We start from the raw sequence: 25,172 nt of genomic DNA, 5'->3' as shown, positions 1-25,172 counted from the left end.
ACCCCGGCTCAACCGTACCGATCAGCCCTGCTGGCGCTGCACGGCCGCCTTCACCAGGCCCGCGAAGAGCGGGTGCGGGCGGGTCGGGCGGGAGCGCAGCTCCGGGTGGGCCTGGGTGGCCACCAGGTAGGGGTGCACCTCGCGCGGGTACTCGACGTACTCCACGAGCTTGTTGTCCGGGGAGGTGCCGGAGAAGACGATGCCGGCCTTCTTCTCCAGCTCGCCGCGGTAGGCGTTGTTGACCTCGTAGCGGTGGCGGTGGCGCTCCTCGACGTACGGGGCGTCGCCGTAGACCTCGCGGACGATGGAGCCCTCGGCCAGCTTGGCCGGGTACATGCCCAGGCGCATGGTGCCGCCCATGTCGCCCTCGCCGGCCACGATGTCCATCTGCTCGGCCATGGTGGAGATGACCGGGTGGGCGGTGGCGGGGTCGAACTCGGTGGAGTTGGCGCCCTCGATGCCGGCCAGGTTGCGGGCGGCCTCGATGACCACGCACTGCAGGCCCAGGCACAGGCCCAGCAGCGGGATCTTGTTCTCACGGGCGTAGGTGATGGCGCCGACCTTGCCGTTGACGCCGCGGTCGCCGAAGCCGCCGGGGATGCAGATCGCGTCGACGTCGGAGAGCTGCTGCTTGGCGCCCGCCGGGGTCTTGCAGTCGTCGGAGGTGACCCACTTGATCTTCACGCGGGCCTTGTTGGCGAAGCCGCCGGCACGAATGGCCTCGGTCACCGACAGGTAGGCGTCGGGCAGGTCGATGTACTTGCCGACCAGGGCGACGGTGACCTCGTGCTCGGGCTGGTGGACGCGCTCGAGCAGGTCGTCCCACTGCGCCCAGTCCACGTCGCGGAAGGGCAGGTCGAGCTTGCGCACGACGTAGGCGTCCAGGCCCTCGGCGTGCAGCACCTTGGGGATGTCGTAGATCGACTTGGCGTCGATGGCGGCGACCACCGCGTCCTCGTCGACGTCGCACATCAGCGAGATCTTGCGCTTGATGGCGGTGGGCACCTCGCGGTCGGCGCGCAGCACGATCGCGTCGGGCTGGATGCCGATGTTGCGCAGGGCCGCGACCGAGTGCTGGGTCGGCTTGGTCTTCAGCTCGCCGGAGGGGCCGATGTAGGGCAGCAGCGAGATGTGCACGACGAAGACGTTGTCGCGGCCGACCTCGTGGCGGACCTGGCGGACGGTCTCCAGGAACGGCAGCGACTCGATGTCGCCGACGGTGCCGCCGACCTCGGTGATGACGACGTCGACGTCGTCGGTGGCCATGCGGCGGATGCGGTGCTTGATCTCGTTGGTGATGTGCGGGATGACCTGGACGGTGTCGCCCAGGTACTCGCCGCGCCGCTCCTTGGCGATCACCGTGGAGTAGACCTGGCCGGTGGTGACGTTGGCGCTGCCGTCGAGGTCGACGTCGAGGAAGCGCTCGTAGTGGCCGATGTCCAGGTCGGTCTCGGCGCCGTCGTTGGTGACGAACACCTCACCGTGCTGGAACGGGTTCATCGTGCCCGGGTCGACGTTCAGGTACGGGTCGAGCTTCTGCATCGTCACCCGCAGACCCCGGGCCTTGAGCAGCGCGCCCAGGCTGGAGGCGGTCAGCCCCTTGCCGAGCGAGGAGGCGACACCCCCGGTGACGAAGAGGTGCTTGGTCGTCGTGGGCTTAGCGGCAATTGCCAAAGGGGGGCTCCCGTGGTCGCGAGGTGAAGGTGCGTACCGGCGATCACCCTGCCGTTCGTCGGGGGTGCCGTCGCTGCGGTCGGGGGGTCTTTGGCCCGCCGGTCCACGGGGTACCAGGGTATCAGCGCCGGGGGCCGGGCGCGTCCGGTGACGCGGCCCGAGCTGGGCAGGAACCGTCCGTCACGGGGGCCTCACCGCTCGCGCACGGGGCGCGCTCCCGGCGCGCACCGGGCCACCCATTCGGCACACGTTCCCCCATCAAGCGTCGCGCGTCTCCCAACTGCGCGTCGTATCCTGCTCGGACACACGCAGCGAGCCGGCCGGCACGGCACTTCCCGCCCCTCCCCAGCTACCGCTGGAAGGGGCCCTTCCCGGAACAGAGCTCGTCGAAGATCGCTTGACCGTCAGAGGCCCTTTGGGGTCCTGGATGCCGTTCGACTGGAGATGACGTGGCCGGGCGTATCGAGGATTACGCACTGATCGGCGACATGCAGACCGCCGCACTGGTCTGCCGGGACGGTACGGCCGACTGGCTGTGCCTGCCCCGGTTCGATTCCCATGCGGCCTTCGCCGGACTGCTCGGCACCGAGGAACACGGCTACTGGCGGATCGGCCCGGCGCACCCCTCGGGGGCCGCGCCACCGCGGGCCGATCGCCGCCGGTACCGGGGCGACTCCCTCGTGCTGGAGTCCGAGTGGGACACCCCCCGCGGCACCGTCCGCATCATCGACTTCATGCCGCCCCGCGACGGAGCGCCGCAGCTGATCCGCATCGTCGAGGGCGTCAGCGGCCGGGTGCCCATGCGCTCGGCGCTGCGCATGCGCTTCTCCTACGGCCGGGTCGTGCCGTGGGTGCACAAGGTGGGCGACCGCACGGTGGCCGTCGCCGGCCCCGACTCGGTGTGGCTGGACACCACCGCCGACACCTTCGGCAAGGACCTGACCACCTACTCCGACTTCACCGTCTCGCCCGGGGAGCGGATCGCCTTCACCATCAGCTGGCAGCCCTCGCACGGCGAGCCGCCCGCCCTGCCGGACCCGGAGGGCTCGCTGGCGGCCACGGAGGAGTTCTGGCGCGAGTGGGTGGGCCACTGCACGTACCACGGCCCCTACCGGGACGCCGTGGTCCGCTCGCTGATCACCCTCAAGGCCCTGACCTACGCCCCCACCGGCGGCATCGTGGCCGCGCCCACGACCTCGCTGCCGGAGGAGATCGGCGGCGTGCGCAACTGGGACTACCGCTACACCTGGCTGCGGGACGCGGCGATCACCCTGTCCTCGCTGCTGCGCACCGGCTACCGCGAGGAGGCCCGCGCCTGGCGCGAGTGGCTGCTGCGCGCGGTCGCCGGCGACCCGGAGAACCTGCAGATCATGTACGGCATCGCGGGCGAGCGCGAGCTGGGCGAGGCGGAGCTGCCCTGGCTGCCCGGCTACGAGAACTCCGCGCCCGTGCGCGTCGGCAACGGCGCGGCCGGCCAGCTCCAGCTGGACGTCTACGGCGAGGTCACCGAGGCCCTGCACCTGGCCCACATGACGGGCCTGGCCCGCAACGACTACGCCTCGCTGCTGCAGCTGCGGCTCATCGGCTACCTGGAGGACCACTGGACCGAGCCGGACGAGGGCATCTGGGAGGTGCGCGGCCCGCGGCGGCACTTCGTGCACTCCAAGGTGATGGCCTGGGTGGCGGTGGACCGCACCATCAAGCTCATCGAGTCCGGTGACGTCGACGGGCCGCTGGAGCGCTGGCGCGAGCTGCGCGACGACATCCACCGGGACGTGTGCGAGAAGGGCTACGACAAGGAGCGCAACACCTTCACGCAGTCCTACGGCTCCAAGGAGCTGGACGCCTCGCTGCTGCTCATCCCGCAGATGGGCTTCCTGCCGCCGGACGACAAGCGCGTCATCGGCACGATCGAGGCGATCCAGCGGGAGCTGTCCACGCCCGACGGCTTCGTCCTGCGCTACCCCACAGCGGGCCACGAGGCCGGCGTGGACGGCCTGGAAGGTGACGAAGGCGCCTTCCTCGCCTGCTCGTTCTGGCTGGCCGACGACCTGGCGATGATCGGCCGGGTGGACGAGGCCCGGCAGCTGTTCGAGAAGCTGCTGGGCCTGCGCAACGACCTGGGGCTGCTGGCGGAGGAGTGGGACCCGCGCCTGAAGCGGCAGGTGGGCAACTTCCCGCAGGCCTTCAGCCACGTGCCGCTGATCGACACCGCCCTGCGGCTGACGGCCTCCAGCGCGTTTGGCGGCTGACGCCGCCGGAGACCCGGGCTGTCCACAGCGCCCCGTAGGGGCGCGGGGCAGTGCCGATCTGCGGCTGCCGCCGCGTGGGCGCGACAAGCCACGACGCGCCCGCAGACAGGGTGCTGTGCTTCGCCCCGTCAGGGGCGCGGGGAACTGCGCGATCGGCCACCGACGGCCCGCAGCCGACGCACCGCCCCGGGACCCCGGGCGCAGCACGTCGGCTGCAGGCGCGTCGTGGCTTGTCGCGCAGTTCCCCGCGCCCCTTGCGGGGCGCTGCACGATCCGCCGGACAGGCCCTAGGGCCGGCGCGCGGGGCCGCGCAGGACGAACCACAGCGCCGCCGCGCTCACGGGCAGGACGAGGACGGCTGCGGCGGCGTTGAGCCCGCCGTAGCCGTAACCGGCCAGGACGGGGCCGGAGAGCGCGCCGCCCGCCGCGCCGACGAGGTTCATCAGGGTGTCGGAGAGCCCCTCGACCTCCGGGCGGTGCGCGGCGGCGACGGACTCGCTCAGCAGCGTCGAGCCGGCAACCGTCGCGCACGACCAGCCCAGCCCCAGCAGGAACAGCCCGGCCGTCACCGGCCCCTGCCGGCTGCCCGCCGTCCCCGCCAGCAGGGCCGCGAGCACCAGCAGCGCCTGCCCCAGCAGGATCACCGGCACCCGGCCCAGCCGGTCGGTCGCCCTGCCGACCAGCGGCGAGAGGGCGTACATGCCCGCGATGTGCACGCTGATCGTGAAGCCGATGATGCTCAGCGACGCCCCGTGGTGGGCGAGGTGCACCGGCGTCATCGTCATGACCGCGACCATCACCGCATGGCCCAGGACCAGCGCGCCCAGCCCGGTCAGCGCGGCCGGCGAGCTGCGTACGTGCCGCAGGGCACTGCTCATGCGGGCCGTGAAGCGGGGGGCGGCCGCGGCATCCGCGGGCGCCGGTGCCGGCAGCATCAGCAGCGGGTCCGGGCGCAGCCGGGTGTGCACCACGGCCCAGCCGGCCACGAACGCCGCGACGGAGAAGACGAAGGTGCCCGCAGGGGGCGGCAGGTGCAGCAGGCGGGCCGTGTGCTCGCCCGGGCCGCTGAGGTTGGGGCCGAGCACGCTGCCCACCGTCGTCGCCCAGACCACCACCGACAGGGCTCCCGCCCGGGCGCCCGGCTCGGCGAGGTCGGTGGCCGCGTAGCGCGACTGCAGGTTGGCGGCCGAGGCCGCGCCGATCAGGAGCATGCCGGCCAGCGCGGGCGGGTACCAGCCCAGGCGGGCCGCGGCCAGGACGACGAGCGAGCCCGCCGCGGCCAGCAGCCAGCCGGTGCCCAGCCCCACCCGCCGCCCCCGGGCCCGGGACAGCGCCGCCAGCGGCACGGCGGCCAGCGCCGCCCCGAGCGTGATCAGCGTCGTGGCGATGCCGGCCAGCGAGGCCGAGCCGGAGAGCCGCTCCACCAGCAGCCCGCCGGAGGAGAGCATCGAGCCCATGCCGAGACCGGCCACGGCCTGGGCCGTGACGAGGACCCGTACGGTGCGCCGCTGCACCGCGGCGCGGTCGGGGAGGGCCGGCGCGGACGGCTCGGCGCCGACGCCGGGTATGCCGGTTGTCATGCACAGAGAGTAAGGCTGCCGGGCCGATGGTCTAGGTTCACGGCATGGAGGAGACGATCACCGTCGCACGGGCCCTGCAGCTGCCCGCCCTCAAGCGCGGCCTGCCCCAGGTGATGGCCGGCGGCGAAGCGCTGCACCGCCCCGTGCGGTGGGTGCACGCCTGCGAGGCGCCCCACATCGCCGCCCTGCTCAAGGGCGGCGAACTGCTGCTGACCACCGGCCTGGGCCTGGGCAGCCGGCCCGCCGAGCAGCGCGCCTTCGTCAGGGGCCTGGTCGACCGGGACGTGGCGGCCCTCGTCGTCGAACTCGGCTCCCACTTCACCACGCTGCCCCCGGCCGTCGTGGACACCGCCCGCGCCCTCGGCCTGCCGCTCGTGCAGCTGCACCGCGAGGTGCCCTTCGTCGCCGTCACCGAGGAGATCCACACCGAGCTCGTCAACGCGCACTACACACTGCTGCGCCGCGCCGACGAGGTGCACCGGCGCTGCACCGAGGTCCTGCTCGGCGGGGGCGGCGTTCCCGAAGTCCTGAGGTTGTTCGCCGACTTCGCCGGCAATCCCGTCTTCCTCCAGGGCTCCGACGGACGGCTGCTGTACGCGGCGGGCCCGGCCGACGCGCTGCAGGTGTGGGACGGCCTGCGCGGCACCGCGCCGGGCGGCGGCGTGGCGGTCGACGTCCCCGGCGGACAGCCGGACGGGACGACACGCGGACGGCTGACGGTGCTGCCGGTCGACACGCCGCTCGCCCCCGTGCACCGGATCGCCGCCGAGCGCACGGCGGGCCTGCTCGCGGTCGTCCTGCTCCAGGCCCGCCAGGAGGAGGAACTGGCCGCCCGCGGGCGCGGCGACTTCCTCACCGACCTCGCCGAGGGCCGGCTCGACCCGTCGGAGGCCCCCGCACAGGCCCGCGTCCTCGGCTTCCGGCCGGGCCCGGGCCCCCTGCTGCCGGTGGTCATGCACCTGACCCCCGACGACGTGCCGGCGAAGTCCTGGGCCCCGCTGGCGAGCGCGCTCCAGCGCGAACTCGCCGCGGTCGGCGCGCCGGTGCTCCTCGGCGTACGCCTCCCCGAGGGCCGGGTGCCGCTGCTCGTGGGACTGCGCGAGGAGGACGAACGCCCGGCGGTCGCCGCGAAGGTCGCGGCCGCCCTGCGGGCCGGGGCGCAGCGGGCGCTCGGCCGCACCCCCGTGGTCGTCGCCGGCGCTCCCGCCACCTGGGCCACGGCCGGCGCCGGCCTGCGCCACGCCGCACAGGCGGCCACGGCGGCGCGCGGCCTGCCGGACGCGGCGGAACGCCCCTGGCACGACGCGCGCCACCTCGACGTGGACGTCCTGCTGTGGCGGCTGCGCTCGCACGGCGACCTCGCAGCCTTCGTCGACCGCGTCCTCGGCCCCCTGCTCGCCCACGACGGCACGGCCCGCCCGGTGCTCCTGCCGACCCTGGAGGCCTATCTGGCGCACGCCGGCCGCAAGGCCGAGACGGCCCGGGAACTGCACGTCAACCGCCAGACCCTCTACGACCGGCTGGCCCGCATCTCCCGCCTGCTCGGCGCCGACCTCGACGCCCCGCACACGGTCCTCTCCCTCAACCTCGCCCTCCGGGCGCGCCACCACGTGGCTTAGGGGCTGAGGGAGCGGGCAGCGACCGTTTCGAGGCGTTCGGCGAAGACCTTGTGTGCTTCGGGGGTGAGAGTGCGCAGGGCGACCATGGCAGTGATCACGACATCGCAGAGTTCCTTCTCGACGTCCTGCCAGGTGTGGCTGGCGCCTTTGCGGGGTTGTACGTGGTGGCGCCCATGACGGCCTGGGCGACTTCGCCCACCTCTTCGGCGAGCTTCAGCACACGCATGGTGCGGTGGGTCTGCTCATGGGCAGGGTTGTTGTCGTCCAGCCAGTCCTTGAGCCGGTCGACGGTGTCCCAGGTGTGCTGATCCATGATGGCGCTTCTCCGTGGGGCTGTTCAGCGGGCAGTGCTGCCGCTGACGCTATAGCCGTCCCGGCATCCGCGTGGTCGTCGTTCGTGGAAGCCGTCAAGAACGGCGTCTGACCTCCCGCTGCGGCCCCGGCCTGCGGGCCGGGGCCCCGCTCACGCCCGTACGAGCTCGTCGTACACGCTGAGCACGTGCGCCACCGTGTCGGCCTCCGTCGGCCAGCTGGCCGTCAGCCGGTGTCCGGCCTCCACGAGTTGCGCGCACCGCACCGGGTCTCCCAGCAGGCGCTGCACGGCCTGCGCGAGCGCCGCCGCGTCCCCGTAGGGGACGAGTTCCGCCGCCTCCCCCAGCAGGTCCGGTACGCCGCCCACCGCCGTCGCCACCAGCGGCACGCCCGCGTACAGCGCCTCCTGCGCGAGCAGCGAGCGGGCCTCCCAGCGGCTGGGCATGACGACCACGTCCGCCGCGGCCAGCAGTTCGGGCACGTCGCCGCGGCGGCCGAGGAGGAGGACGGGCAGTTCCTCGTCCTCGATGCGCCGTTGCAGCCGGGGGCGTTCGGCGCCCTCGCCCGCCACCACCAGCAGTGGCTCGGGGTCCATCTCCCGCCAGGCGCGGGCCGCGTCCAGCAGCGGTCCGTGGCCCTGGCCGGGTTCCAGGCGCCCGACGGTCATCACCAGGGGCCGTCCCGTCGCGCCGAGTTCGGCGCGGGCCTTGAGCCGTACGCACTCGTCCTCGTCCGGCACCGTCCGCGGGGCGGGCAGGGCCACGGGGGCGAGGCGGGCGTCGCGCGCACCGCGCAGCCGGGCCTGGTCGACCAGGTCGGGGGAGGCGCCGAGCACCACGGCGGCGGCGCGGGCGGCCTGCCGCTCCATCAGCCGTACGACGTGCGTGCGCGCCCCGTGCGCCCGGACGCGGGTGTGCCAGGTGACGACCAGCGGCGTGCTGCGGCCGCGCAGCGCGAGGGCGGCGAGCATGCCGGAGCGCAGGCCGTGCGCGTGCACCACGTCGGCACCGGCGCTCGCGGCCCGGATCCCGCCGACGGCCAGGGCGTTGCCACCGGGCACGAGCGGGCTGAACGCCGCGCCGCCCTCGGTGAACGCGTACCGCGCCTCGGCGATCTGCGGCCCGCACACGGTCACCCGCAGCCCGTGCGCCACGAGCCCGCCGGTCAGCGAGCGCACGTGCGCGCCGCTGCCGCCGCTCCCGCTGCCCAGGACCTGTACGGCGTGCAGAGGCGGCCGCGCGTGGGCGGGGCCGGGTGTGCTGCTCACGCGGTGGGGGCTCCTGGCTCGACGTCGGGCGGGCGTACGGGGCGGGGTGCTCAAGGCCAGGATGCCAGGCGGGAGCGCTGCAGGAGTGCCATCCCCACGGGACCGGCCCGTCCCACCTCGCCCGCAGTTCTTCGGATTCACCCGCTTTGGGGATCGGCTGCCGGGAGCCCGGCCCCCGACCTCACCCGCAGGATCCCGATCGCCTGCTCGCACCAGTCGCGGTTGCCCTCCTCGAAGGCCAGGCCGCGGGCGCAGGTCAGGTAGGGGCCGATGCGGGCGCCGTGGCGCAGGAAGTCCTCCTCGGTGCGCTCGCCCCGCATGGTGCGCAGCAGGTCCGTGAACAGGTCGATCCGGGCCCGGGCCACGGCGGCCCGCTCGGCGAGCTGCGCGATGAGGGTCGCGGTGTCGACGTGGTCGGCGGCCTGCACCTTGACGAGCAGGTCGTCGCGGATGAAGGAGGGCTTGGCGGAAGCGGCCGTGAAACGCTCCAGCTCCGCGAGGCCGGCCTCGGTCACGTGGAAGAGGCGTTTGGTGGGGCGGGTCTCCTGGACGACGTCCCGGCCCGCGATGAAGCCGTCCTTCTCCAGCCGGTTCAGTTCGGCGTAGAGCTGCTGCGGCTGGGCGTGCCAGAAGTTGGCCATGCCCAGGTCGAACGCCTTGGTGAGCTGGTAGCCGCTGAGCTCTCCGTCGAGCAGTGCCGCCAGTACGGCATGGCGCAGCGCCATCGGATCGCCCCTTCCTCCCCCTGTCGCCGACTGCACTCCTCATGGTAGTCAGGAAAATGACTAATCTGTTTGATGACCACTCAGGAGTGACGGATGACCACCGCAGACCGCTTCCGCTCCGCCGTCGACAACCGCGACCTCGCGGCGCTCGACGACCTGTTCACCGAGGACATCCGCTTCTACAGCCCGGTGAAGTTCACGCCGTTCCGGGGCAAGGCGATGGTGCTGGGTCTCTTCGGGGTGCTGCTGCGCACGTTCGAGGACTTCCGCTACGTCGGCCGGTACACCGGCACCGCGCACACCAGCAGCGACGACGCCTCCGCCCCGTCGGCGGTCCTGGTCTTCCGTGCCCGGGTGGGCGGCAAGGAGATCCACGGCATCGACCAGCTGCACTTCGACGACGACGGGCGGATCAAGGAGTTCACGGTCATGGTCCGGCCCCAGTCGGCCGTCCGGGCCCTCGGCGAGGCCGTGCTCGCGGGTCTGGTGGCGGACGGGCTCGTCCCCGCGCCGGCCGACCGGTAGGAGCGGCCCCGGCTCAGCCGTCCGCGGCGACGGCCGCCGCCGTCAGCACCGCGGCGTGCAGTGCGAGGCCCGCGCGGCCGTTGGCCGCGACCACGGCCAGCCCCAGCCCCGCACCCAGCGCATGCGCCCCCGCATCGCCCAGCATCGTGCGCCGGGCGACGTCGTCGGGCAGCAGGGCCGCCGCCGCGCCCAGCGGGGCACCCGCCCCCGGCGCGCCCCGCAGCATCCCGCCCGCGGCCAGCGCGAGGACCGCCCCGCCGGCACGTCCCGGGCGCACGTCCAGCAGATTGATCGCGTGCGCCGACCCGGCGACCACCACCCCGGCCAGGAACCGGTCGAGGGGCCGGCGCTTGAGCACGGCCCCCGCCGCCAGCCCGGCCGCGCCGATGCCGAAGAGCTTCACCGCACCGCTGGTGACCTCGCCCCGGCGCAGGGCGCCCAGATGGGCCCGGAACCCCCGCCGGTGATCACCGGCCATGTCGTCGTACGCCCCGCAGGCGCCCGCCGCGAGCACGGCCAGCGCACCCGCCGCGCGGTGGCGGGCCGGGAGGCCCGGCGCCGCACCGACCGCGACGGCCGTGCCCAGCACCGCTGCCGGCCCGGCGCACAGGTGGACCGTCCGCCCCTCCCGGTTGGTGCGGGCACCGAGCCCGGGGCGGGCCCGCCGCACGGCCTCGTACACCCCGCGCGTCGCCGCCGCGGCCGTGATCAGCGTCCTCATGCGGCCACCAGCCGGTGCAGGGCCCGCTTGAACGCGGCCACGAACTCCTCCCGCGCCGCCTCGTCGAGGAGGTCCAGCGACAGATAAGGGTTGAGGTCCTCCAGCTCGACCAGCAGCAGTTCGCCGTCCGGCGCCCGGCAGGCGTCGACGCGCTGGATGCCGTGCTCGATCGCGTTCCAGTCGACGAAGCGGCGGGCGAAGTCCACGTCCGCCGGCGTGGGCTCGTAGGGTTCCAGCTCCCAGCGCCTGCCCGGGTCGGGGGCGTACAGCGCGTACTGGAAGGCGTCGTCGACGAAGTAGAACGACACCTCGTAGCGGAAGTCGATGCGGGGCTGGACGAGGACGTCCCCGTACGTCAGGCCCGGCAGCTCGGCGGCGGTGACGAAGCGCAGGCCTATGGAGTCCGCGCCCGCCTTCGGCTTGACCACGTACTGCGCGGCCTCCGGCAGCCGTCCCAGGTCCTCGGCCCGGTCGGCCGTGGGAATGACGGGCAGGCCCTCCCCCGTCAGGTCGACCAGGTACTGCTTTCCGGCCATGTCGGCCTTGCCCGTGAGCTGGTTGTACACCCGCACTCCCTCCCGCACCGCGCGGGCGCGGAAGTCCTCGTACGCGGCCTGGTAGTGCAGCACCGGCCCGCTGTTGCGCACGACCACGGCGTCGAAGCCCGCCATCAGCTCCGCGGCGTCCAGCGGGTGGCACAGGGCGACGTCGAAGTCCTCGCGCAGCCGCGCGGTCAGGAAGATGTCCTCGTCGCAGTACCTGCGGCCGCGGGCCGGGTAGGCGAGGTCGGTCACGTACAGGATGCGGGGCCGGGCGGGCATGTCACTCCTCAAGATCAAGTGCCCGCCCAGGCTACCCCGGTGTCAGCGCCCGGCCCGCGCCGTCTGCAGCAGCTCCTCGGCGTGGGCGCGGGCGAGTTGCGAGTCCTCCTGGCCGGCGAGCATCCGGGACAGTTCACGGATGCGGTCCTCGCCCTCCATGATCTTGACGCCACTGCGCGTCACCGAGCCGTCGTGGGTCTTCTCCACCACCAGGTGGCGGTCGGCGAAGGCGGCCACCTGCGGCAGGTGCGTGACCACGACGACCTGCGCCGACTGCGCGAGCCGGGCCAGACGCCGGCCGACCTCGACGGCGGCCTTGCCGCCGACACCGGCGTCCACCTCGTCGAAGAGGTACGTCGGCACCGGGTCGGAACCGGCGAAGACGACCTCCACGGCCAGCATGACGCGCGAGAGCTCACCACCGGAAGCACCCTTGGCGATGGGCCGGGGCTGCGCCCCGGGGTGCGGGGTGAGCAGGAGTTCGACGTCGTCGACGCCGTGCGGACCGTACGCCACCGCGCGGCCGCCCACCTCGATGCCGGCCGCCGGGTCGGCGACCTCGTTCTGACGGATGGCGAACGTCACCCGCGCGTGCGGCATGGCCAGCGAGGCCAGCTCGGCGGTGACCGCGTCGGCGAATCGCTTCGCCGCCTCCGTGCGGGCGTCGGTCAGCACCTGCGCCAGCCCACCGAGCTCGGCGCGCAGCGCGTCGCGCTCGGCCGTGAGCTCCCCGATGCGGTCGTCGTCGCCGTCCAGCTCGGCCAGGCGAGCGGCCCCCGCCTCGGCCCAGGCCAGGACCTGGCCGACGTCCTCACCGTACTTGCGGGTCAAATGCGTCAGCGCCGCCCGGCGCTCCTCGACGGCGGCCAGCCGGCGCGGGTCGGCGTCCAGATCCGAGGCGTACCCCGCGAGCTCGCCCGAGACGTCGGCCAGCAGGATCCCGACCTCACCCAGCCGGTCGGCGAGCGCGGCCAGCGCGGGATCGTGCGAACGCACGGCCTCCAGGGCCCGGTGCGCGCCCGCGACGAGCGTGGTGGCGTCGATGCCTTCGGGATCCTCCGGATCACCCACCAGCGCCGCGTGCGCGGCAGAGGCGGCCGACGCGAGCGACTCGGCGTGCCCGAGCCGCTCCGCCTCCGCGGCCAGCTCGGCGTCCTCCCCCGGCCGCGGCTCGACGGCGGCGATCTCCTCCAGACCGAAGCGCAGCAGATCGGCCTCCTGAGCACGCTCACGCGCCCGCTCGGTGATCTCGCCCAGCTCGGCCGAGACGGCCCGCAGCCGCCGATAGGCATCGGCGTACTTGGCCAGCGGGACGGCCACGGCATCACCCGCGTACCGGTCGAGCGCCTGCCGCTGCCGCGCCGGCCGCAGCAGACCCTGCTGATCGGTCTGGCCGTGCACGGCCACCAGGTCGTCGGCCAGCTCCCCCAGCAACCCCACCGGCACGCTCCGCCCGCCGAGGTGGGCACGCGAACGCCCCTCGGCGGAGAGGGTACGGCTGACGAGCAGCGTGCCGTCGTCCAGCTCCGCGCCGGCCTCCTCGGCCCGCACGGCCACCACCGAACCCCCGGCCACGGCGAGCCGCCCCTCCACCACGGCCGCCTTCGCACCCACCCGCACCAGCGCCGGGTCGGCCCGACCGCCCAGCAACAGCCCGAGGCTGGTGACGACCATGGTCTTGCCGGCACCGGTCTCGCCGGTCACCGCCGTGAAACCGGGCGCCAGCTCGACGACCGCGTCATCGATGACACCCAGGGACCGGATCCGCATCTCCTCCAACACGGGTACGACCATACGAGGTCGCGGGCCCGGCCCGCGACGGGCTCCCGCGCCAGCCCCTTTCCGGGTGACGGGTGAAGGCCCCCGTGGGCACCGTGTCCGGGTGCGGCCCGGTGGTCCGGTTTGTGCCCACCCGTTCCGCCCTGCGGAACGCCTGCCCACAAACCGGCGGGGCCGGTTGGCTGACGGCGGGAGGGGGCGGGGTGGGGCGGGGGTTGGTGGGGGCGTAAGGCGCTCTTCGCTCCTGGCGCCGGGTGCGGGGCGCTACGACGTCCTACCAGGCACCGCGAAGAGCGCAGCCCCCACCGACCCCCGCCCCACCCCGCACCCGGCCCGAGACCTCAGTGCGGCGCCCCCCGCCACCCAGCCACCGGCAGCGCGAACTTCGCCACCAGCCGGTCCGTGAACGACGCGTGGTGCAGGCGCGCCAGCCGCACCGGCACGGCCCCCCGCCGTACCTCCACGCGCGCCCCCGCCGGCAGCTCCACGCTGCGCCGCCCGTCGCACCACAGCACCCCGTTCGGCGTCTGCGGCTGCACCTCCACCGCCAGCACCGAGTCCGGCGCGGTCACCAGCGGCTTGGCGAACAGCGCGTGCGCGCTGATCGGCACCATCAGCAGCGCCTCCACCTCGGGCCACACCACCGGTCCGCCCGCGGAGAAGGCGTACGCCGTCGACCCGGTGGGCGTGGCGCACACCACCCCGTCCCCGCCGAAGCGCGAGACGGGCCGCCCGTCGACCTCGGTGACGACCTCCAGCAGCCGCTCCCGGGCGGCCTTCTCCACCGAGGCCTCGTTCAGCGCCCAGTCGGTGTGCACGACGTGACCGTCCGTGCGCACGAGCACGTCGAGGGTCATGCGCTCCTCGACCTCGTAGTCACGGGTGACGACGCGGTCGACGACCTTGTCGAGGTCGTCGCGCTCGGCCTCCGCCAGGAAGCCGACGCGCCCGAGGTTGACGCCCAGCATCGGCACCCCGGAGCTGCGGGCGAACTCGGCACCGCGCAGCAGCGTGCCGTCGCCGCCGAGCACCACCAGCAGTTCGCAGCCCTCCAGGACGTCGGCGCAGCCGGGCCCGGCCTCGACGCGCCCGACCTCCGCCGGCAGCGGCAGGTCCGCGGCCTCCTCGGCGAGCACCCGCACGCCGATGCCGCAGCGCAGGAGGCCCTGCACGACGAGTTCGGCGCTGCGGATCGCGGCCGGGCGGCCGGTGTGGGCGAGCAGGAAAACGGTGCGTCCGGTCGGAACTGCTGTCGGAACTGCTGATGGTGCTTTTGAAGTGGTCAACGGGGCCCCTCCGCCACTGCACGGTCGACGTCCGCCGGGTCCAGTTCAGGCGCACCGGCGCGCAGCCACAGAAAGTACTCGACATTGCCGGACGGCCCGGGCAGCGGGCTCGCGGTAACCCCCAGTACGCCGAGCCCGAGCTCGGCCGCACGCGCGGCGACCCCGCGCACCGCCTCGGCGCGCAGCTCGGCGCTGCGCACGACGCCGCCGGTGCCGAGCCGCTCCTTGCCGACCTCGAACTGCGGCTTGACCATGAGAACCAGATCCGCGTCGGGCGCCGAGCAGGCCACCAGCGCCGGCAGCACGAGCCCGAGCGGGATGAAGGACAGGTCGCCGACCACAAGATCGACAGGGATGCCGTCGATCTGCTCCAGCGTCAATTCGCGTACGTTCGTACGGTCCTTCACGGTGACGCGCTCGTCGCTCTGCAGGGACCAGGCGAGCTGCCCGTACCCGACGTCGACGGCGACGACGTGCGCGGCGCCGGAGCGCAGCAGCACGTCGGTGAACCCGCCGGTGGAGGCGCCCGCGTCCAGCGCGCGGCGGCCCTCGACCTTCAGGCCGCGCGGCACGAAGGCCGCCAGCGCGCCGGCGAGCTTGTGCCCGCCGCGCGAGACGTAGTCCGGGTCGCTGTCGTCCTGGGCGACGACGATGGCGGCGGCGGTCTCGACCTGGGTGGCGGCCTTGGTCGCCGTCGTGCCGCCGACGGTCACCCGGCCCGCGGCGATCAGCTGGCTCGCGTGCTCGCGGGAACGGGCCAGCTTGCGGCGCACCAGCTCCGCGTCGAGTCGGCGGCGGGTCACTGCCACGTGCGGTTCAGCTCCTGTGATCGGCGTGTTTCGGCGTGGGGGCCTCGTCGAGCGCGGCGAGCGCCCGGCGCAGCCCCTCGTGTACATCCTCGTACACCTGGGGGTGACCGCTGACGTCGAGGTCGTCGGCGTGGGCCAGCCGCTCCAGGGCGGCGTCGACGCCGGGGTGGCCGGTGGGTGTGCGCTCCAGCCCGAGCGGACGCGGCCCCTCCTGCGGCTCCGCCACGTCCTCCGCCTCAGCGCTGATGTCGTCGCTCATGGCTCCGACGCTACCCCGCGGCGGCTGCTTCTCCTGCGCGGCGCCGCTCGTGGGGTACCGTCCTTGGCGATGGCGACCATTGAGGAGTGCCTGGCGGCACTGGACCGGCTGGCGCAGAACCTCGCCGAGGCGAGCGACGGAGTGCGCCGCGCGGCGGCGCTCGACCGCTCGCTGAGCTGCCACGTCACCGACCTGGACGTGACCTTCACCGGTCACCTGCGCGACGGCCACCTGCGGGAGGTCCGCACGCGCGAGGGCGCCCCGGAGGAGCGGGCGGAGATCCGTCTGGAGATGTCGGGGGACGACCTGCTGGCCCTGGTGGACGGCAAGCTGAACTTCGCGAAGGCGTGGGCGAGCGGCCGGGTCAGGCTGAAGGCGTCCCTGAAGGACGTGCTGCGCCTGCGCTCGATCCTGTGAGCCCTGCCGCGCGCCCCGAGGCCCGGCGGCGGCCGGCCCGGCGGTGCGCCGGTACGACCAGCGGAGTCCCGCTCTGCGGGTCGTCGATGACCTGGCAGCGCACCCCGAAGACCTCCTCCACCAGTTCCGCGGTCACGATCTGCGCGGGCGGCCCGGCCGCCACGACCTTCCCGTCCCGCATCGCGATCAGGTGCGTCGCGTAGCGCGCCGCCTGGTTGAGGTCGTGCAGGACGGCGACCAGGGTGCGGCCCTCCTCCTCGTGGAGGTCGGCGAGCAGGTCGAGCAGGTCGATCTGGTGCTGGATGTCGAGGTAGGTGGTGGGCTCGTCCAGCAGGAGCAGGGGCGTGCACTGGGCGAGCGCCATCGCGATCCAGACCCGCTGGCGCTGTCCGCCGGAGAGTTCGTCGACGTGCCGGCCGGCCAGGGCGGCCACGCCGGTGGCGGCCATGGCCTCGGAGACGACGCGCTCGTCCTCCTCGGACCACTGCCGCAGCAGCCCCTGGTGCGGGTGGCGGCCGCGGGCGACGAGGTCGGCGACGGTGATGCCGTCGGGGGCGACGGAGGACTGCGGCAGCAGTCCGAGGGTGCGGGCGACCGTGCGGGCGGGGTACGAGCCGATGGCGGCGCCGTCGAGCAGGACGGCCCCGGCGCGCGGCTTGAGCATGCGGGACAGTGCGCGCAGCAGGGTCGACTTGCCGCAGGCGTTGGGGCCGACGATGACGGTGAAGGAGTGGTCGGGCACGGTGACCGACAGGTCCTCGGCGATGGTGCGCCCGTCGTAGGCGAGGGTGACGGATTCGGCCCGCAGTCGGCTGACGGTGCTCACGGTGGTCTGGCTCCTGATCTGGTCGTGCGTCCTGGTCCGCGTCCTCGTACGCGTAGGCGTCGTACGCGTAGGCGTCCTCATATGCGTCCTCATATGCGTCCCGCCCGCCGTTCGGTGAACAGCAGCCACAGCAGGTAGCAGCCGCCGGCCATGCCGGTGAACGCCCCCACCGGCAGCCGGTCGGCTCCGAAGAGCCGCTGCGCGGCCAGGTCGGCCCCGGTCAGCAGGGCCGCCCCGGTGCAGGTGGCGGCGAACAGGTTCGGGCCGGGGGCGCGGGTGAGCCGCCGGGCGACCTGGGGGGCGGCGAGGGCGACGAAGGCGATGGGACCGGCGGCCGCGGTGGCCGCGGTGGTCAGCAGGACGGCGGTGCCGAGCGCGCCGATGCGTACGCGCTCGACGCGCACCCCCAGCGCGTACGCCGTGTCGTCGCCCATTTCGAGCATGCGCAGCGACCGGCCGTGGCCGAGGGCGAGCGGGACGAGGACGGCGCAGGCGCCCAGCAGCGGCCACACCTGTTCCCAGCCGCGCCCGGTGAGGGAGCCGACCATCCAGACGGTGGCGCGGGCGGCGTCGGTGAGCCCGGCCTTGGTCAGCAGGTAGCCGATGAGGGCGGTGAGGACGGCGGCCACTCCGACGCCGACGAGGACGAACCGGTAGCCGTGCACGCCCTTGCGCCAGGCCAGCGCGTAGATGGCGGCGCCCGCGGCGAGGCCGCCGGCCGCGGCCCCGGCGGCCACGGAGGCGGTGTCGCCGTGCCACAGCACGATGACCAGCAGGGCGCCGGTCGTGGCGCCCTGGGCGAGGCCGAGGACGTCGGGGCTGCCGAGGGGGTTGCGGGTGACCGACTGGAAGACGGCGCCGGCCAGTCCGAGGGCCGCGCCGGCCAGCAGGCCGACCACGACGCGCGGCAGGCGCAGTTCGCGGACGATGAACTCCTGGGCGCCGGTGCCGCCTCCGGTGAGGGTGCGCAGGACGTCGGTGGGCTCCATCGGGTAGTCGCCGCTGCCGATGAGGACGACGGAGGCGGCCAGGGCGCAGGCCAGGAGCAGCGCGACGACGAGCACCGAGCGCGGGTGCAGGCGTACGGACAGGCCACCGGGGGCGCGCAGGACGCGCGGCGGGCGGGGGGCCTTGGTGGCGGTCGTGGCGGTCACAGCTGGGCCGTCCTCCGGTGCCGGACGAGGTGGACGAAGAGGGGGCCGCCGATGAGCGCGGTGACGATGCCGGCCTGCACCTCCGAGGGCCGGGCGACGACGCGGCCGACGACGTCGGAGGCGAGCATCAGGACGGGCGCCAGCAGGGCCGTGTACGGCAGCAGACGGCCGAGGCCGGGGCCGGTGAAGGTGCGCACGAGGTGGGGGACCATCAGCCCGGCGAAGGCGATGGGCCCGCAGGCGGCGGTGGCGGCGCCGCACAGCAGGGTGACGGCGAGCAGGCCGGCGGCGCGGACGAGGGCGGGCCGGGTGCCCAGGGCCCTGGCGTGGTCCTCGCCGAGTGCCAGGGCGTCCAGGGGCCGGGCGAGCAGCAGGGCGAGCAGGGCGCCGGCCGCGGCGAAGGGGGCGACCCGGGCGACGGTGTCGCCGGTGGCGGCGGCGAACGAGCCGACGGTCCAGAAGCGCATCGTGTCCAGCGCGGCGGAGTCCGACAGCTCGACCATGAAGACGTAGCCGTTGAGGGCGGCGGTCACGGCGGTGCCGGCCAGGGCGAGGCGTACGGGCGTGGCGCTCCTGGTGCCGCCGAGGACGTGGACGACGACGGAGACCAGGGCGGCGCCGAGGAAGGCGAACCACACGTAGCCGCCGGGCGAGGTGACGCCGAGGAAGGTGACGGCGGAGACGACGGCCGCGGCGGCGCCGGCGTTGATGCCGAACAGCCCCGGGTCGGCGAGCGGGTTGCGGGTGAGGGCCTGCATCACCGCGCCGGCGAGCCCCAGTCCGGTGCCGGCGAGGACGCCGAGGAGCGTGCGGGGCACCCGGACGTCCCGTACGACGACGTCGGTGTCGCTGCCGGTGTAGTGGAACAGGCCGTGCCAGACCGCATCGAGCGGGACCGGCTTGGCGCCGACGGCCAGGGACGCGGCGACGGCCAGCAGGAGCAGGCCCGTTGCGGCGAGGAGGCTGGCGGCGTGCGCGGCCCTGCGGCGCTGCACGGGCGCGGCGGCGGGCGCGATGGCGGGTGCAGCTGCGGGTTCGGTGGCGGGCTCGGCGGGAGGTGGGGGACTGTCGACCAACACGATGTTAGGTTAGCCTAACCTTTCATTGCCCCCCCCTCCCGGGCCCCACCCGTCACAGTCACGGAAGAGAAGCGCCACCGCCATGAGCACCACCTCCCCCACCCTCACCCGTCGCGGTCTCCTCGCCACCGGCGGCGCCCTCGGCATCGGCGCCCTGCTCGCCGCCTGCGGCGGAACGAAGGGCTCCGGCGGCGGGGCCGGCGGCAAGGGCGGCGGTCCGTGGAGCTTCAAGGACGACCGCGGGCAGACCGTACGGCTCGACCGCACCCCCAAGCGCATCGTCGCCTTCACCGGCACCGCCGCCGCCCTGCACGACTTCGGCGTCGAGTGCACCGGCGTCTTCGGCCCCACCCGCCTGTCCGACGGCAGGCCCGACCCGCAGGCCGGCGACCTCGACGTCGACAAGCTCACCGTGCTCGGCAACACCTGGGGCGAGTTCAACATCGAGAAGTACGCGGCCCTCGACCCCGAACTCCTCGTCAGCAACATGTTCGAGCCCGATGCGCTGTGGTACGTCCCCGAGGAGAGCAGGAAGAAGATCCTCGGCCTCGCCCCCAGCATCGGCCTGACCGCCGCCCGCGTGCCGATGCTCGACCCCATCAAGCGCAACGCCGAACTCGCCGCCGCCCTCGGCGCCGACCTGAACGCCAAGAAGGTCACCGACGCCAAGGCCCGCTTCGAGGCCGCCGCCGAGGCCGTGCGCAAGGCCGCCAAGGACAACCCCGTCAAGGTCATGGCCGCCTCCGGCAGCGCCGACCTGTTCTACGTCTCCAACCCGGCCGTCAACGCCGACCTCATGTACTTCCGCCGGCTCGGCGTCGACCTCGTCGTCCCGCAAAAGCTCGACAAGGGCGGCTACTTCGAGAGCCTGAGCTGGGAGAACGCCGACCGGTACGCCGCCGACCTCGTCCTGCTCGACAGCCGCACCTCCGCCCTGCAGCCCAAGGACCTCGCGGCCAAGCCCACCTGGGCGAAGCTGCCCGCCGTCCGGGCCGGCCAGGTCTCCCCCTGGCTCAGCGAGCCCCGCTTCTCCTACGCCGGCTGCGCCCCGCTCCTGGAGAACCTCGCCGAGGCCATCCGCAAGGCCAAGAAGACGACCTGATGCCGTGAAGACGTCCTGATGCCGTGGGGGTGGGCCGGGCCCGTGCCCGGCCCACCCCACGGCCGGGCGGTCAGTAGCCGAGCCGCGCCAGCGCCTTCGCCGCGTCCAGGGCGCAGGGCTCCTCGCCCGCCGCGGTCCACGCCGCGGCGCACAGCGCCCGCAGCCCGTCGATCGGCGCGCCCTCGCCCTCCAGCACCAGCTCCCCGTCGCCCACCGACGCCGACCAGCCGCCGCACCGGCCGTCCACCACCGCCGGGTGCGGCTCCAGCAGACCCCGCAGGTCCTCGGAGACGTACGTCGGCCGGTGCTCCGGACGCGCCGCGAGCAGCTGCGCGGCCGTGGTGACCCCGGTCAGCACCAGCAGCGAGTCCACCCCGCCGACGTGCGCGCCCTCGATGTCCGTGTCCAGCCGGTCCCCCACCACCAGCGGCCGCTCGGCCCCGGTGCGCAGGATCGTCTCGCGGTGCATCGGCGGCCGCGGCTTGCCCGCCACCTGCGGCTCCGCACCCGTGGCTATCCGCACGACCTGCACGGCCGCCCCGTTGCCCGGCGCGATGCCCCGCCCGGTCGGAATGGTCAGATCGGTGTTGGACGCGAACCACGGCACCCCGCGCGCCACCGCGTACGACGCCTCCGCCAGCCGCGACCACGGCATGTCCGGCCCGCCGTAGCCCTGCACGACGGCGGCCGGGTCGTCGTCCGCCGAGTCCACCGGCACCAGCCCGCGCTCGGCCAGCGCCACCCGCAGCCCCTCGGCACCGATCACCAGCACCTTGGCACCGCCCGGGACCTGATCGGCGATCAGCCGGGCCACCGCCTGCGCCGAGGTGATCACGTCCTCCGGCGCGGCCGGGACGCCCAGCTCCGTCAGATGCCCCGCCACCGTCTGCGGCGTGCGCGCGGCATTGTTGGTCACGTACGCCAGGTGCATGCCGTCCTCGCGGGCCCGCTCCAGCGACTCCACCGCGTACGCGATCGCCGCTCCCCCGGCGTAGACCACACCGTCCAGATCCAGCAGGGCCGTGTCGTAGGCGGCGCCCAGCGGCCGCTCGCTGCCCTCGGGCCGCAGTCGCACGGTGTGGTTCATGGCTGTGATCGCTCCTTTGTGCTGCACGTCTCCTCCCGGATCATTGCTCATCCGGGCTGGAGACATAACATTTCACAATGAGCACTTCAGGCCACGGCAACGGCGAACCGGTAGCAGGGGGACTTCGTCTCGCCCCATTCCGAGGACTGCGCTACGTTCCCGAGAGGGTGGGCAGCCTCGCTGCCGTCACCTCCCCACCGTACGACGTCGTCGTCCGGCCCGACGGACTGCGCCACCTGGAGACCGCGGACCCGCACAACATCGTCCGGCTCATCCTCCCCCAGGCCGCCACCGCCGCCGACCGGCACCGCCAGGCCGCCGAGACCCTGCGCCGCTGGCAGGAGGAACGCATCCTCGCCGCCGACCCCGAACCGGCGCTGTACGTCTACGAACAGCGCGGCGAAGGCATACTCCAGCGCGGCCTCATCGGCGCCCTGCGCCTGACCCCCCGCGAGGAGGGCATCGTCCTGCCCCACGAGGACGTCATGCCCCACATCATCGAGGACCGCGCCGCCCTGATGCGCAGCGCCGGCGCCAACCTCGAACCGCTGCTCTTCTCCTACCGCGGCAACGGCGACGGCACCGAGGGCGCCGCCGGCGTCATCGAGCGCGTCACCACCACCGAGCCGCTGCTGTCCACCACCACCGAGGACGGCTACGCCCACCGCCTGTGGGCCGTCACCGACGCCGACGACCTCGCCGTCATCGACGCCGACCTCTCCCACCAGCACGCGCTCATCGCCGACGGCCACCACCGCTGGGCCACCTACCTGCGCCTGCACGCCGAACAACCGGCACCCGGCCCCTGGGACTTCGGCCTGGTCCTGCTCGTCGACACCGCCCGCTACCCGCTGCGCGTACGGGCCATCCACCGCCTGCTGCACCAGCTGCCCGCCTCCCGGGCGCTCGCCGCCCTCGGCGACGCCTTCCGGGTACGCACCCTGGAGGGCTCCCTGCAGGACGCCCTCGACGCCCTGGCCCGGGCCGCCACCGAACCGGGCAACAACGCCTTCGTCCTCGCCGGCGACGGCCGCTTCCACCTCCTGGACCGCCCCGACCCGGCCCTGCTCGCCCGCACCGTGCCCGGCGACCGCCCCCGCGCCTGGCGCGAGCTGGACGCCACGGTGCTGCACTCGCTGCTGCTCGAACACGTCTGGCAGGTGCCGGACGACCCCGAGCACATCGGCTACATCCACGACACCGCCGCGGTCGTCGCCCAGGCCGAGCGCCACGACGCGACGGCCGTCCTCATGCACCCGGTCCACGAGGACGTCGTACGGGAGCTGGCGGAGCAGGGCGTGACGATGCCGCGCAAGTCGACCTCGTTCGGGCCGAAGCCGGCCACGGGCCTGGTGCTGCGGAGCCTGGCCCTGGACTGACGGGCCGGTCCGGCCCGAAAACGCCGGAGGGCGGAACCCCTGTGGGGGTCCCCCCCTCCGGCGTCATGAGCGACGGCTGCCGGTCTCAGCCCTGCTCGGGCCGGTCCTCGGTGCCCTCGGACGCGATCTCCTCGGCCTTGATGTCCTCGGCCTTGATGTCCTCGGCCTCGGGCTTCTCGGTCTCGGGCTCCTCCGCCACCGTCTCCTCGGGCGCCTCCTCGTCGAGGGCGTCCGTGAACTCGATGCCGTCCAGCTCCGCGAGCCGGTCCGAGGCGTTCGTGGTGCCGCCCTGGTCCGCCTCGAGGGCCTTCGCGAACCACTCGCGGGCCTCGCTCTCACGGCCGACCGCCAGCAGCGCGTCCGCGTACGCGTAGCGCAGGCGGGCCGTCCACGGCTGGACGGAGTTCGACGCGAGCTCGGGGCTCTGCAGCGTCACGACCGCGGCCTCCGCCTGGCCCAGGTCCTGGCGGGCGCCGGCGGCGACGAGCCGCATCTCGACCTGACCGGCCTTGTCCAGCTTCTGCACCTCGGGCTCGCCGGCCATGGCCAGCGCCCGCTCGGGGCGGCCCATGCCGCGCTCGCAGTCCGCCATCACCGGCCACAGGTCGACCGAGCCGGTCATCCGGCGGGCGGCACGGAACTCGGCCAGCGCCTCGGAGTACTTGCCGGTGGCGTACGAGGCGAAGCCGGCGGCCTCGCGCACGGCCGCCACGCGGGAGGCCAGGCGCAGGGCGATGCGGGAGTAGGCGTAGGCCTGCTCGGCGTCCTCGTCCAGCAGACGGGCGACCATGACGAGGTTGCGGGCCACGTCCTCGGCGAGCGTCTTGGGCAGGCTCATCAGCTCCTGCCGGACGTCCTTGTCGATCTCCTCGCCGGTCACGTCCTCCGGGATGGGCAGACGCTTGACCGGCTCGCGGTCGCCGCGGTCACGGTCACGGTCCCGGGCGTCACGGCGGCCGTAGCCGCCGGAACGGTCGTCGCGGCGGTCGTCGCGCCCGCGGAAGCCCCGGCCGCCGCCCTGGCGGTCGTCACGGAAGGAACGACGGGGGCCGCGGTCGTCGTCACGGCGCGGGCCGCGGTCGTCGCGACGGTCGTCGCGGCGGAAGCCGCCGCGGTCGTCGTCACGGCGGGGACCACGGTCGTCACGGCGCTCGTCGCGACGGAAGCCGCCACGGTCGTCGTCACGGCGGCCGAAGCCACCGGCGGGACGACCACCACGGTCATCGCGGCGGAAGCCGCCGCGGTCGTCGTCGCGGCGCGGGCCGCGGTCGTCACGGCGGTCGTCGCGACGCTCGTCGCGACGGAAACCACCACGGTCGTCATCGCGGCGACCGAAGCCACCACGGTCACGGTCGTCACGGCGACCGAAGCCGCCGGCCGGACGGTCGTCGCGGCGGCCGAAGCCACCGCGGTCATCGCGGCGCTCGTCACGGCGCTCGTCGCGGCGGAAGCCGCCACGGTCGTCGTCACGGCGGAAGGACGGACGGTCGTCGCGACGGAAGCCCCCACCGGGACGCTCGTCACGGCGCTCGTCACGGCGGAAGCCACCGCGGTCGTCGTCACGGCGACCGAAGCCACCGGCGGGACGACCACCACGGTCATCGCGGCGGAACCCGCCACGGTCGTCGTCGCGACGCGGACCACGATCATCACGGCGGTCGTCACGGCGCTCGTCGCGACGGAAACCACCACGGTCGTCATCGCGGCGACCGAAGCCACCGGCGGGACGACCACCACGGTCGTCACGGCGGAAACCACCGGTCGGACGGCCGCCACCGGGACGCTCGTCACGGCGCTCGTCGCGGCGGAAGCCGCCGCGGTCGTCGTCGCGGCGCGGGCCGCGGTCGTCACGGCGGTCGTCGCGACGCTCGTCACGGCGGAAACCACCACGGTCGTCGCGGCGGAAGCCGCCGGCGCGGTCGTCACGACGGCCGAAGCCGCCGCCACGCGGACCGCGGGCGCCTCCGCGGCGCGGCTCGCCGCCCGACCGGTCGTCGGGAGAGTTGGTGGACATCGACGTGACTCCTGTCTTCAGGTACCGCATTCATTCTCGCGCACCCTGATGACAGGCGCGCTTCAGGCAAAACAAAGGACCCCTGGTCCCAGCTGAACGCTGGGACCAGGGGTCCTTGCAAAGATTGTTCGGCGGCGTCCTACTCTCCCACAGGGTCCCCCCTGCAGTACCATCGGCGCTGAAAGGCTTAGCTTCCGGGTTCGGAATGTAACCGGGCGTTTCCCTAACGCTATGACCACCGAAACTCTATCGGATGCCCCGCCATGACGGAGCTCTCGAACAGAGCAGCGAACAAGCACACTCTTCAGTTTAAGGTGTTACTGGTTCAACCGGCACGATTGTTCGTTATCCGGGAACCACACAGTGGACGCGAGCAACTATGGACAAGCCCTCGGCCTATTAGTACCAGTCAACTCCACCGGTTACCCGGCTTCCATATCTGGCCTATCAACCCAGTCGTCTACTGGGAGCCTTACCCCATCAAG

Annotated in this window: 21 protein-coding genes, 2 rRNA genes and 2 pseudogenes; 6 read left to right on the top strand and 19 right to left on the bottom strand. The window is 73.9% G+C overall.

Features of this window, described 5'->3' with window-relative positions:
* Nucleotides 1-21: 21 nt before the first annotated feature.
* The gene (pyrG, locus tag ABD361_RS29975) at nucleotides 22-1,674 is read right to left on the bottom strand and encodes a CTP synthase (protein ID WP_344440082.1); all 1,653 of its coding nucleotides are present in this window, start codon (nucleotides 1,672-1,674) and stop codon (nucleotides 22-24) included.
* Between the two features lie 449 nt (nucleotides 1,675-2,123).
* Here pyrG and ABD361_RS29970 point away from each other — a divergent pair, with 449 nt between their 5' ends.
* Entirely contained in the window at nucleotides 2,124-3,926 is a 1,803-nt protein-coding gene (locus ABD361_RS29970; RefSeq protein ID WP_344440080.1) for a glycoside hydrolase family 15 protein, read from the top strand.
* Between the two features lie 287 nt (nucleotides 3,927-4,213).
* On the opposite strand, the gene ABD361_RS29965 is transcribed toward ABD361_RS29970, so the two are convergent.
* Entirely contained in the window at nucleotides 4,214-5,506 is a 1,293-nt protein-coding gene (locus tag ABD361_RS29965) for an MFS transporter (RefSeq protein WP_344440078.1), read from the bottom strand.
* A 44-nt stretch (nucleotides 5,507-5,550) separates the two neighbouring features.
* Here ABD361_RS29965 and ABD361_RS29960 point away from each other — a divergent pair, with 44 nt between their 5' ends.
* Entirely contained in the window at nucleotides 5,551-7,125 is a 1,575-nt protein-coding gene (locus tag ABD361_RS29960) for a PucR family transcriptional regulator (protein ID WP_344440076.1), read from the top strand.
* Here the strand turns inward: ABD361_RS29960 and ABD361_RS29955 are convergent.
* The 3 genes and pseudogenes from ABD361_RS29955 to ABD361_RS29945 all read right to left on the bottom strand — a co-directional run bounded on the left by ABD361_RS29955 (nucleotide 7,122) and on the right by ABD361_RS29945 (nucleotide 9,429).
* Nucleotides 7,122-7,438 (bottom strand): annotated as a pseudogene (locus tag ABD361_RS29955) (MazG-like family protein). The gene ABD361_RS29960 and the pseudogene ABD361_RS29955 overlap by 4 nt on opposite strands.
* A 150-nt stretch (nucleotides 7,439-7,588) precedes the next feature.
* Entirely contained in the window at nucleotides 7,589-8,704 is a 1,116-nt protein-coding gene (locus tag ABD361_RS29950) for a glycosyltransferase family 4 protein (protein ID WP_344440075.1), read from the bottom strand.
* Nucleotides 8,705-8,841: 137 nt separating this feature from the next.
* Entirely contained in the window at nucleotides 8,842-9,429 is a 588-nt protein-coding gene (locus ABD361_RS29945; RefSeq protein ID WP_344440073.1) for a PadR family transcriptional regulator, read from the bottom strand.
* Nucleotides 9,430-9,522: 93 nt separating this feature from the next.
* Between ABD361_RS29945 and ABD361_RS29940 the strand changes: the two genes are divergently transcribed.
* The gene (locus tag ABD361_RS29940; protein ID WP_344440071.1) at nucleotides 9,523-9,954 is read left to right on the top strand and encodes a nuclear transport factor 2 family protein; all 432 of its coding nucleotides are present in this window, start codon (nucleotides 9,523-9,525) and stop codon (nucleotides 9,952-9,954) included.
* Nucleotides 9,955-9,967: 13 nt separating this feature from the next.
* Here ABD361_RS29940 and ABD361_RS29935 read toward each other — a convergent pair whose 3' ends face one another.
* From ABD361_RS29935 to ABD361_RS29910, 6 genes are all read right to left on the bottom strand, one after another.
* A complete protein-coding gene (locus tag ABD361_RS29935) occupies nucleotides 9,968-10,675 on the bottom strand; it encodes a hypothetical protein (RefSeq protein ID WP_344440070.1) in 708 nt (235 codons plus the stop codon).
* Nucleotides 10,672-11,496, bottom strand: coding sequence for an ATP-grasp domain-containing protein (locus ABD361_RS29930; protein ID WP_344440068.1), 825 nt, complete (start codon nucleotides 11,494-11,496; stop codon nucleotides 10,672-10,674). The genes ABD361_RS29935 and ABD361_RS29930 overlap by 4 nt, the downstream gene beginning before the upstream one ends.
* Before the next feature lie 42 nt (nucleotides 11,497-11,538).
* Nucleotides 11,539-13,290 (bottom strand): DNA repair protein RecN, encoded by a 1,752-nt coding sequence (gene recN / locus ABD361_RS29925; RefSeq protein WP_344440066.1) that lies wholly within the window; start codon nucleotides 13,288-13,290, stop codon nucleotides 11,539-11,541.
* 326 nt (nucleotides 13,291-13,616) lie between these two features.
* Nucleotides 13,617-14,561: an NAD kinase gene (locus ABD361_RS29920; RefSeq protein WP_344440064.1), complete on the bottom strand. Its 945-nt coding sequence runs from the start codon at nucleotides 14,559-14,561 to the stop codon at nucleotides 13,617-13,619.
* Nucleotides 14,558-15,364, bottom strand: coding sequence for a TlyA family RNA methyltransferase (locus ABD361_RS29915; protein ID WP_344440097.1), 807 nt, complete (start codon nucleotides 15,362-15,364; stop codon nucleotides 14,558-14,560). Before ABD361_RS29915 ends, ABD361_RS29920 begins: the two co-directional genes overlap by 4 nt.
* Nucleotides 15,365-15,377: 13 nt before the next feature.
* Nucleotides 15,378-15,629, bottom strand: coding sequence for a hypothetical protein (locus ABD361_RS29910; protein ID WP_344440062.1), 252 nt, complete (start codon nucleotides 15,627-15,629; stop codon nucleotides 15,378-15,380).
* Nucleotides 15,630-15,698: 69 nt separating this feature from the next.
* On the opposite strand from ABD361_RS29910, the gene ABD361_RS29905 reads away from it, so the two are divergent.
* The gene (locus ABD361_RS29905) at nucleotides 15,699-16,046 is read left to right on the top strand and encodes an alkyl sulfatase C-terminal domain-containing protein (protein ID WP_344440059.1); all 348 of its coding nucleotides are present in this window, start codon (nucleotides 15,699-15,701) and stop codon (nucleotides 16,044-16,046) included.
* Here ABD361_RS29905 and ABD361_RS29900 read toward each other — a convergent pair.
* The 3 genes from ABD361_RS29900 to ABD361_RS29890 form a co-directional block, all read right to left on the bottom strand.
* Entirely contained in the window at nucleotides 15,994-16,872 is an 879-nt protein-coding gene (locus ABD361_RS29900; RefSeq protein ID WP_344440057.1) for an ABC transporter ATP-binding protein, read from the bottom strand. The genes ABD361_RS29905 and ABD361_RS29900 overlap by 53 nt on opposite strands.
* An 89-nt stretch (nucleotides 16,873-16,961) precedes the next feature.
* Nucleotides 16,962-18,026, bottom strand: a complete 1,065-nt coding sequence (locus tag ABD361_RS29895; protein WP_344440055.1) for a FecCD family ABC transporter permease — start codon at nucleotides 18,024-18,026, stop codon at nucleotides 16,962-16,964.
* Nucleotides 18,023-19,105 carry a FecCD family ABC transporter permease gene (locus ABD361_RS29890; RefSeq protein ID WP_425583364.1) on the bottom strand — a complete coding sequence of 361 codons (1,083 nt, stop codon included), beginning with the start codon at nucleotides 19,103-19,105 and terminating at the stop codon, nucleotides 18,023-18,025. Before ABD361_RS29890 ends, ABD361_RS29895 begins: the two co-directional genes overlap by 4 nt.
* An 82-nt stretch (nucleotides 19,106-19,187) precedes the next feature.
* Between ABD361_RS29890 and ABD361_RS29885 the strand changes: the two genes are divergently transcribed.
* A complete protein-coding gene (locus ABD361_RS29885; protein ID WP_344440054.1) occupies nucleotides 19,188-20,207 on the top strand; it encodes an ABC transporter substrate-binding protein in 1,020 nt (339 codons plus the stop codon).
* Between the two features lie 70 nt (nucleotides 20,208-20,277).
* Here ABD361_RS29885 and ABD361_RS29880 read toward each other — a convergent pair whose 3' ends face one another.
* Nucleotides 20,278-21,294: an HAD-IIA family hydrolase gene (locus ABD361_RS29880; RefSeq protein WP_344440052.1), complete on the bottom strand. Its 1,017-nt coding sequence runs from the start codon at nucleotides 21,292-21,294 to the stop codon at nucleotides 20,278-20,280.
* A gap of 77 nt (nucleotides 21,295-21,371) precedes the next feature.
* Here ABD361_RS29880 and ABD361_RS29875 point away from each other — a divergent pair, with 77 nt between their 5' ends.
* A complete protein-coding gene (locus ABD361_RS29875; RefSeq protein WP_344440050.1) occupies nucleotides 21,372-22,673 on the top strand; it encodes a DUF1015 family protein in 1,302 nt (433 codons plus the stop codon).
* 85 nt (nucleotides 22,674-22,758) lie between these two features.
* On the opposite strand, the gene ABD361_RS29870 is transcribed toward ABD361_RS29875, so the two are convergent.
* The 4 genes and pseudogenes from ABD361_RS29870 to ABD361_RS29855 all read right to left on the bottom strand — a co-directional run.
* Nucleotides 22,759-23,511 (bottom strand): tetratricopeptide repeat protein, encoded by a 753-nt coding sequence (locus tag ABD361_RS29870; protein ID WP_344440093.1) that lies wholly within the window; start codon nucleotides 23,509-23,511, stop codon nucleotides 22,759-22,761.
* A gap of 429 nt (nucleotides 23,512-23,940) precedes the next feature.
* A pseudogene (locus ABD361_RS30785) lies at nucleotides 23,941-24,687 on the bottom strand (hypothetical protein); the annotation flags it as partial.
* A 126-nt stretch (nucleotides 24,688-24,813) separates the two neighbouring features.
* Nucleotides 24,814-24,930: ribosomal RNA gene (gene rrf, locus ABD361_RS29860) — 5S ribosomal RNA — on the bottom strand.
* A 136-nt stretch (nucleotides 24,931-25,066) separates the two neighbouring features.
* Nucleotides 25,067-25,172: ribosomal RNA gene (locus ABD361_RS29855) — 23S ribosomal RNA — on the bottom strand; the annotation flags it as partial.

Origin of the sequence: Streptomyces luteosporeus (genome assembly GCF_039532865.1) — a bacterium.
Taxonomy (GTDB): Bacteria; Actinomycetota; Actinomycetes; order Streptomycetales; family Streptomycetaceae; genus Streptomyces; species Streptomyces luteosporeus.
This window is presented reverse-complemented; position numbering and strand designations above follow the sequence as displayed.

What these genes read in the sequence shown, in the direction of transcription:
- ABD361_RS29965 (WP_344440078.1), bottom strand. Translation starts at nt 5,506, where the DNA reads ATGACAACCGGCATACCCGGCGTCGGCGCCGAGCCGTCCGCGCCGGCC.
- ABD361_RS29960 (WP_344440076.1), top strand. Translation starts at nt 5,551, where the DNA reads ATGGAGGAGACGATCACCGTCGCACGGGCCCTGCAGCTGCCCGCCCTC.
- ABD361_RS29910 (WP_344440062.1), bottom strand. Translation starts at nt 15,629, where the DNA reads ATGAGCGACGACATCAGCGCTGAGGCGGAGGACGTGGCGGAGCCGCAG.
- ABD361_RS29875 (WP_344440050.1), top strand. Translation starts at nt 21,372, where the DNA reads ATGAGCACTTCAGGCCACGGCAACGGCGAACCGGTAGCAGGGGGACTT.
- recN (WP_344440066.1), bottom strand. Translation starts at nt 13,290, where the DNA reads ATGGTCGTACCCGTGTTGGAGGAGATGCGGATCCGGTCCCTGGGTGTC.
- ABD361_RS29935 (WP_344440070.1), bottom strand. Translation starts at nt 10,675, where the DNA reads ATGAGGACGCTGATCACGGCCGCGGCGGCGACGCGCGGGGTGTACGAG.
- ABD361_RS29870 (WP_344440093.1), bottom strand. Translation starts at nt 23,511, where the DNA reads ATGAGCCTGCCCAAGACGCTCGCCGAGGACGTGGCCCGCAACCTCGTC.
- ABD361_RS29905 (WP_344440059.1), top strand. Translation starts at nt 15,699, where the DNA reads ATGGCGACCATTGAGGAGTGCCTGGCGGCACTGGACCGGCTGGCGCAG.
- ABD361_RS29940 (WP_344440071.1), top strand. Translation starts at nt 9,523, where the DNA reads ATGACCACCGCAGACCGCTTCCGCTCCGCCGTCGACAACCGCGACCTC.
- ABD361_RS29945 (WP_344440073.1), bottom strand. Translation starts at nt 9,429, where the DNA reads ATGGCGCTGCGCCATGCCGTACTGGCGGCACTGCTCGACGGAGAGCTC.
- ABD361_RS29880 (WP_344440052.1), bottom strand. Translation starts at nt 21,294, where the DNA reads ATGAACCACACCGTGCGACTGCGGCCCGAGGGCAGCGAGCGGCCGCTG.
- ABD361_RS29930 (WP_344440068.1), bottom strand. Translation starts at nt 11,496, where the DNA reads ATGCCCGCCCGGCCCCGCATCCTGTACGTGACCGACCTCGCCTACCCG.
- ABD361_RS29885 (WP_344440054.1), top strand. Translation starts at nt 19,188, where the DNA reads ATGAGCACCACCTCCCCCACCCTCACCCGTCGCGGTCTCCTCGCCACC.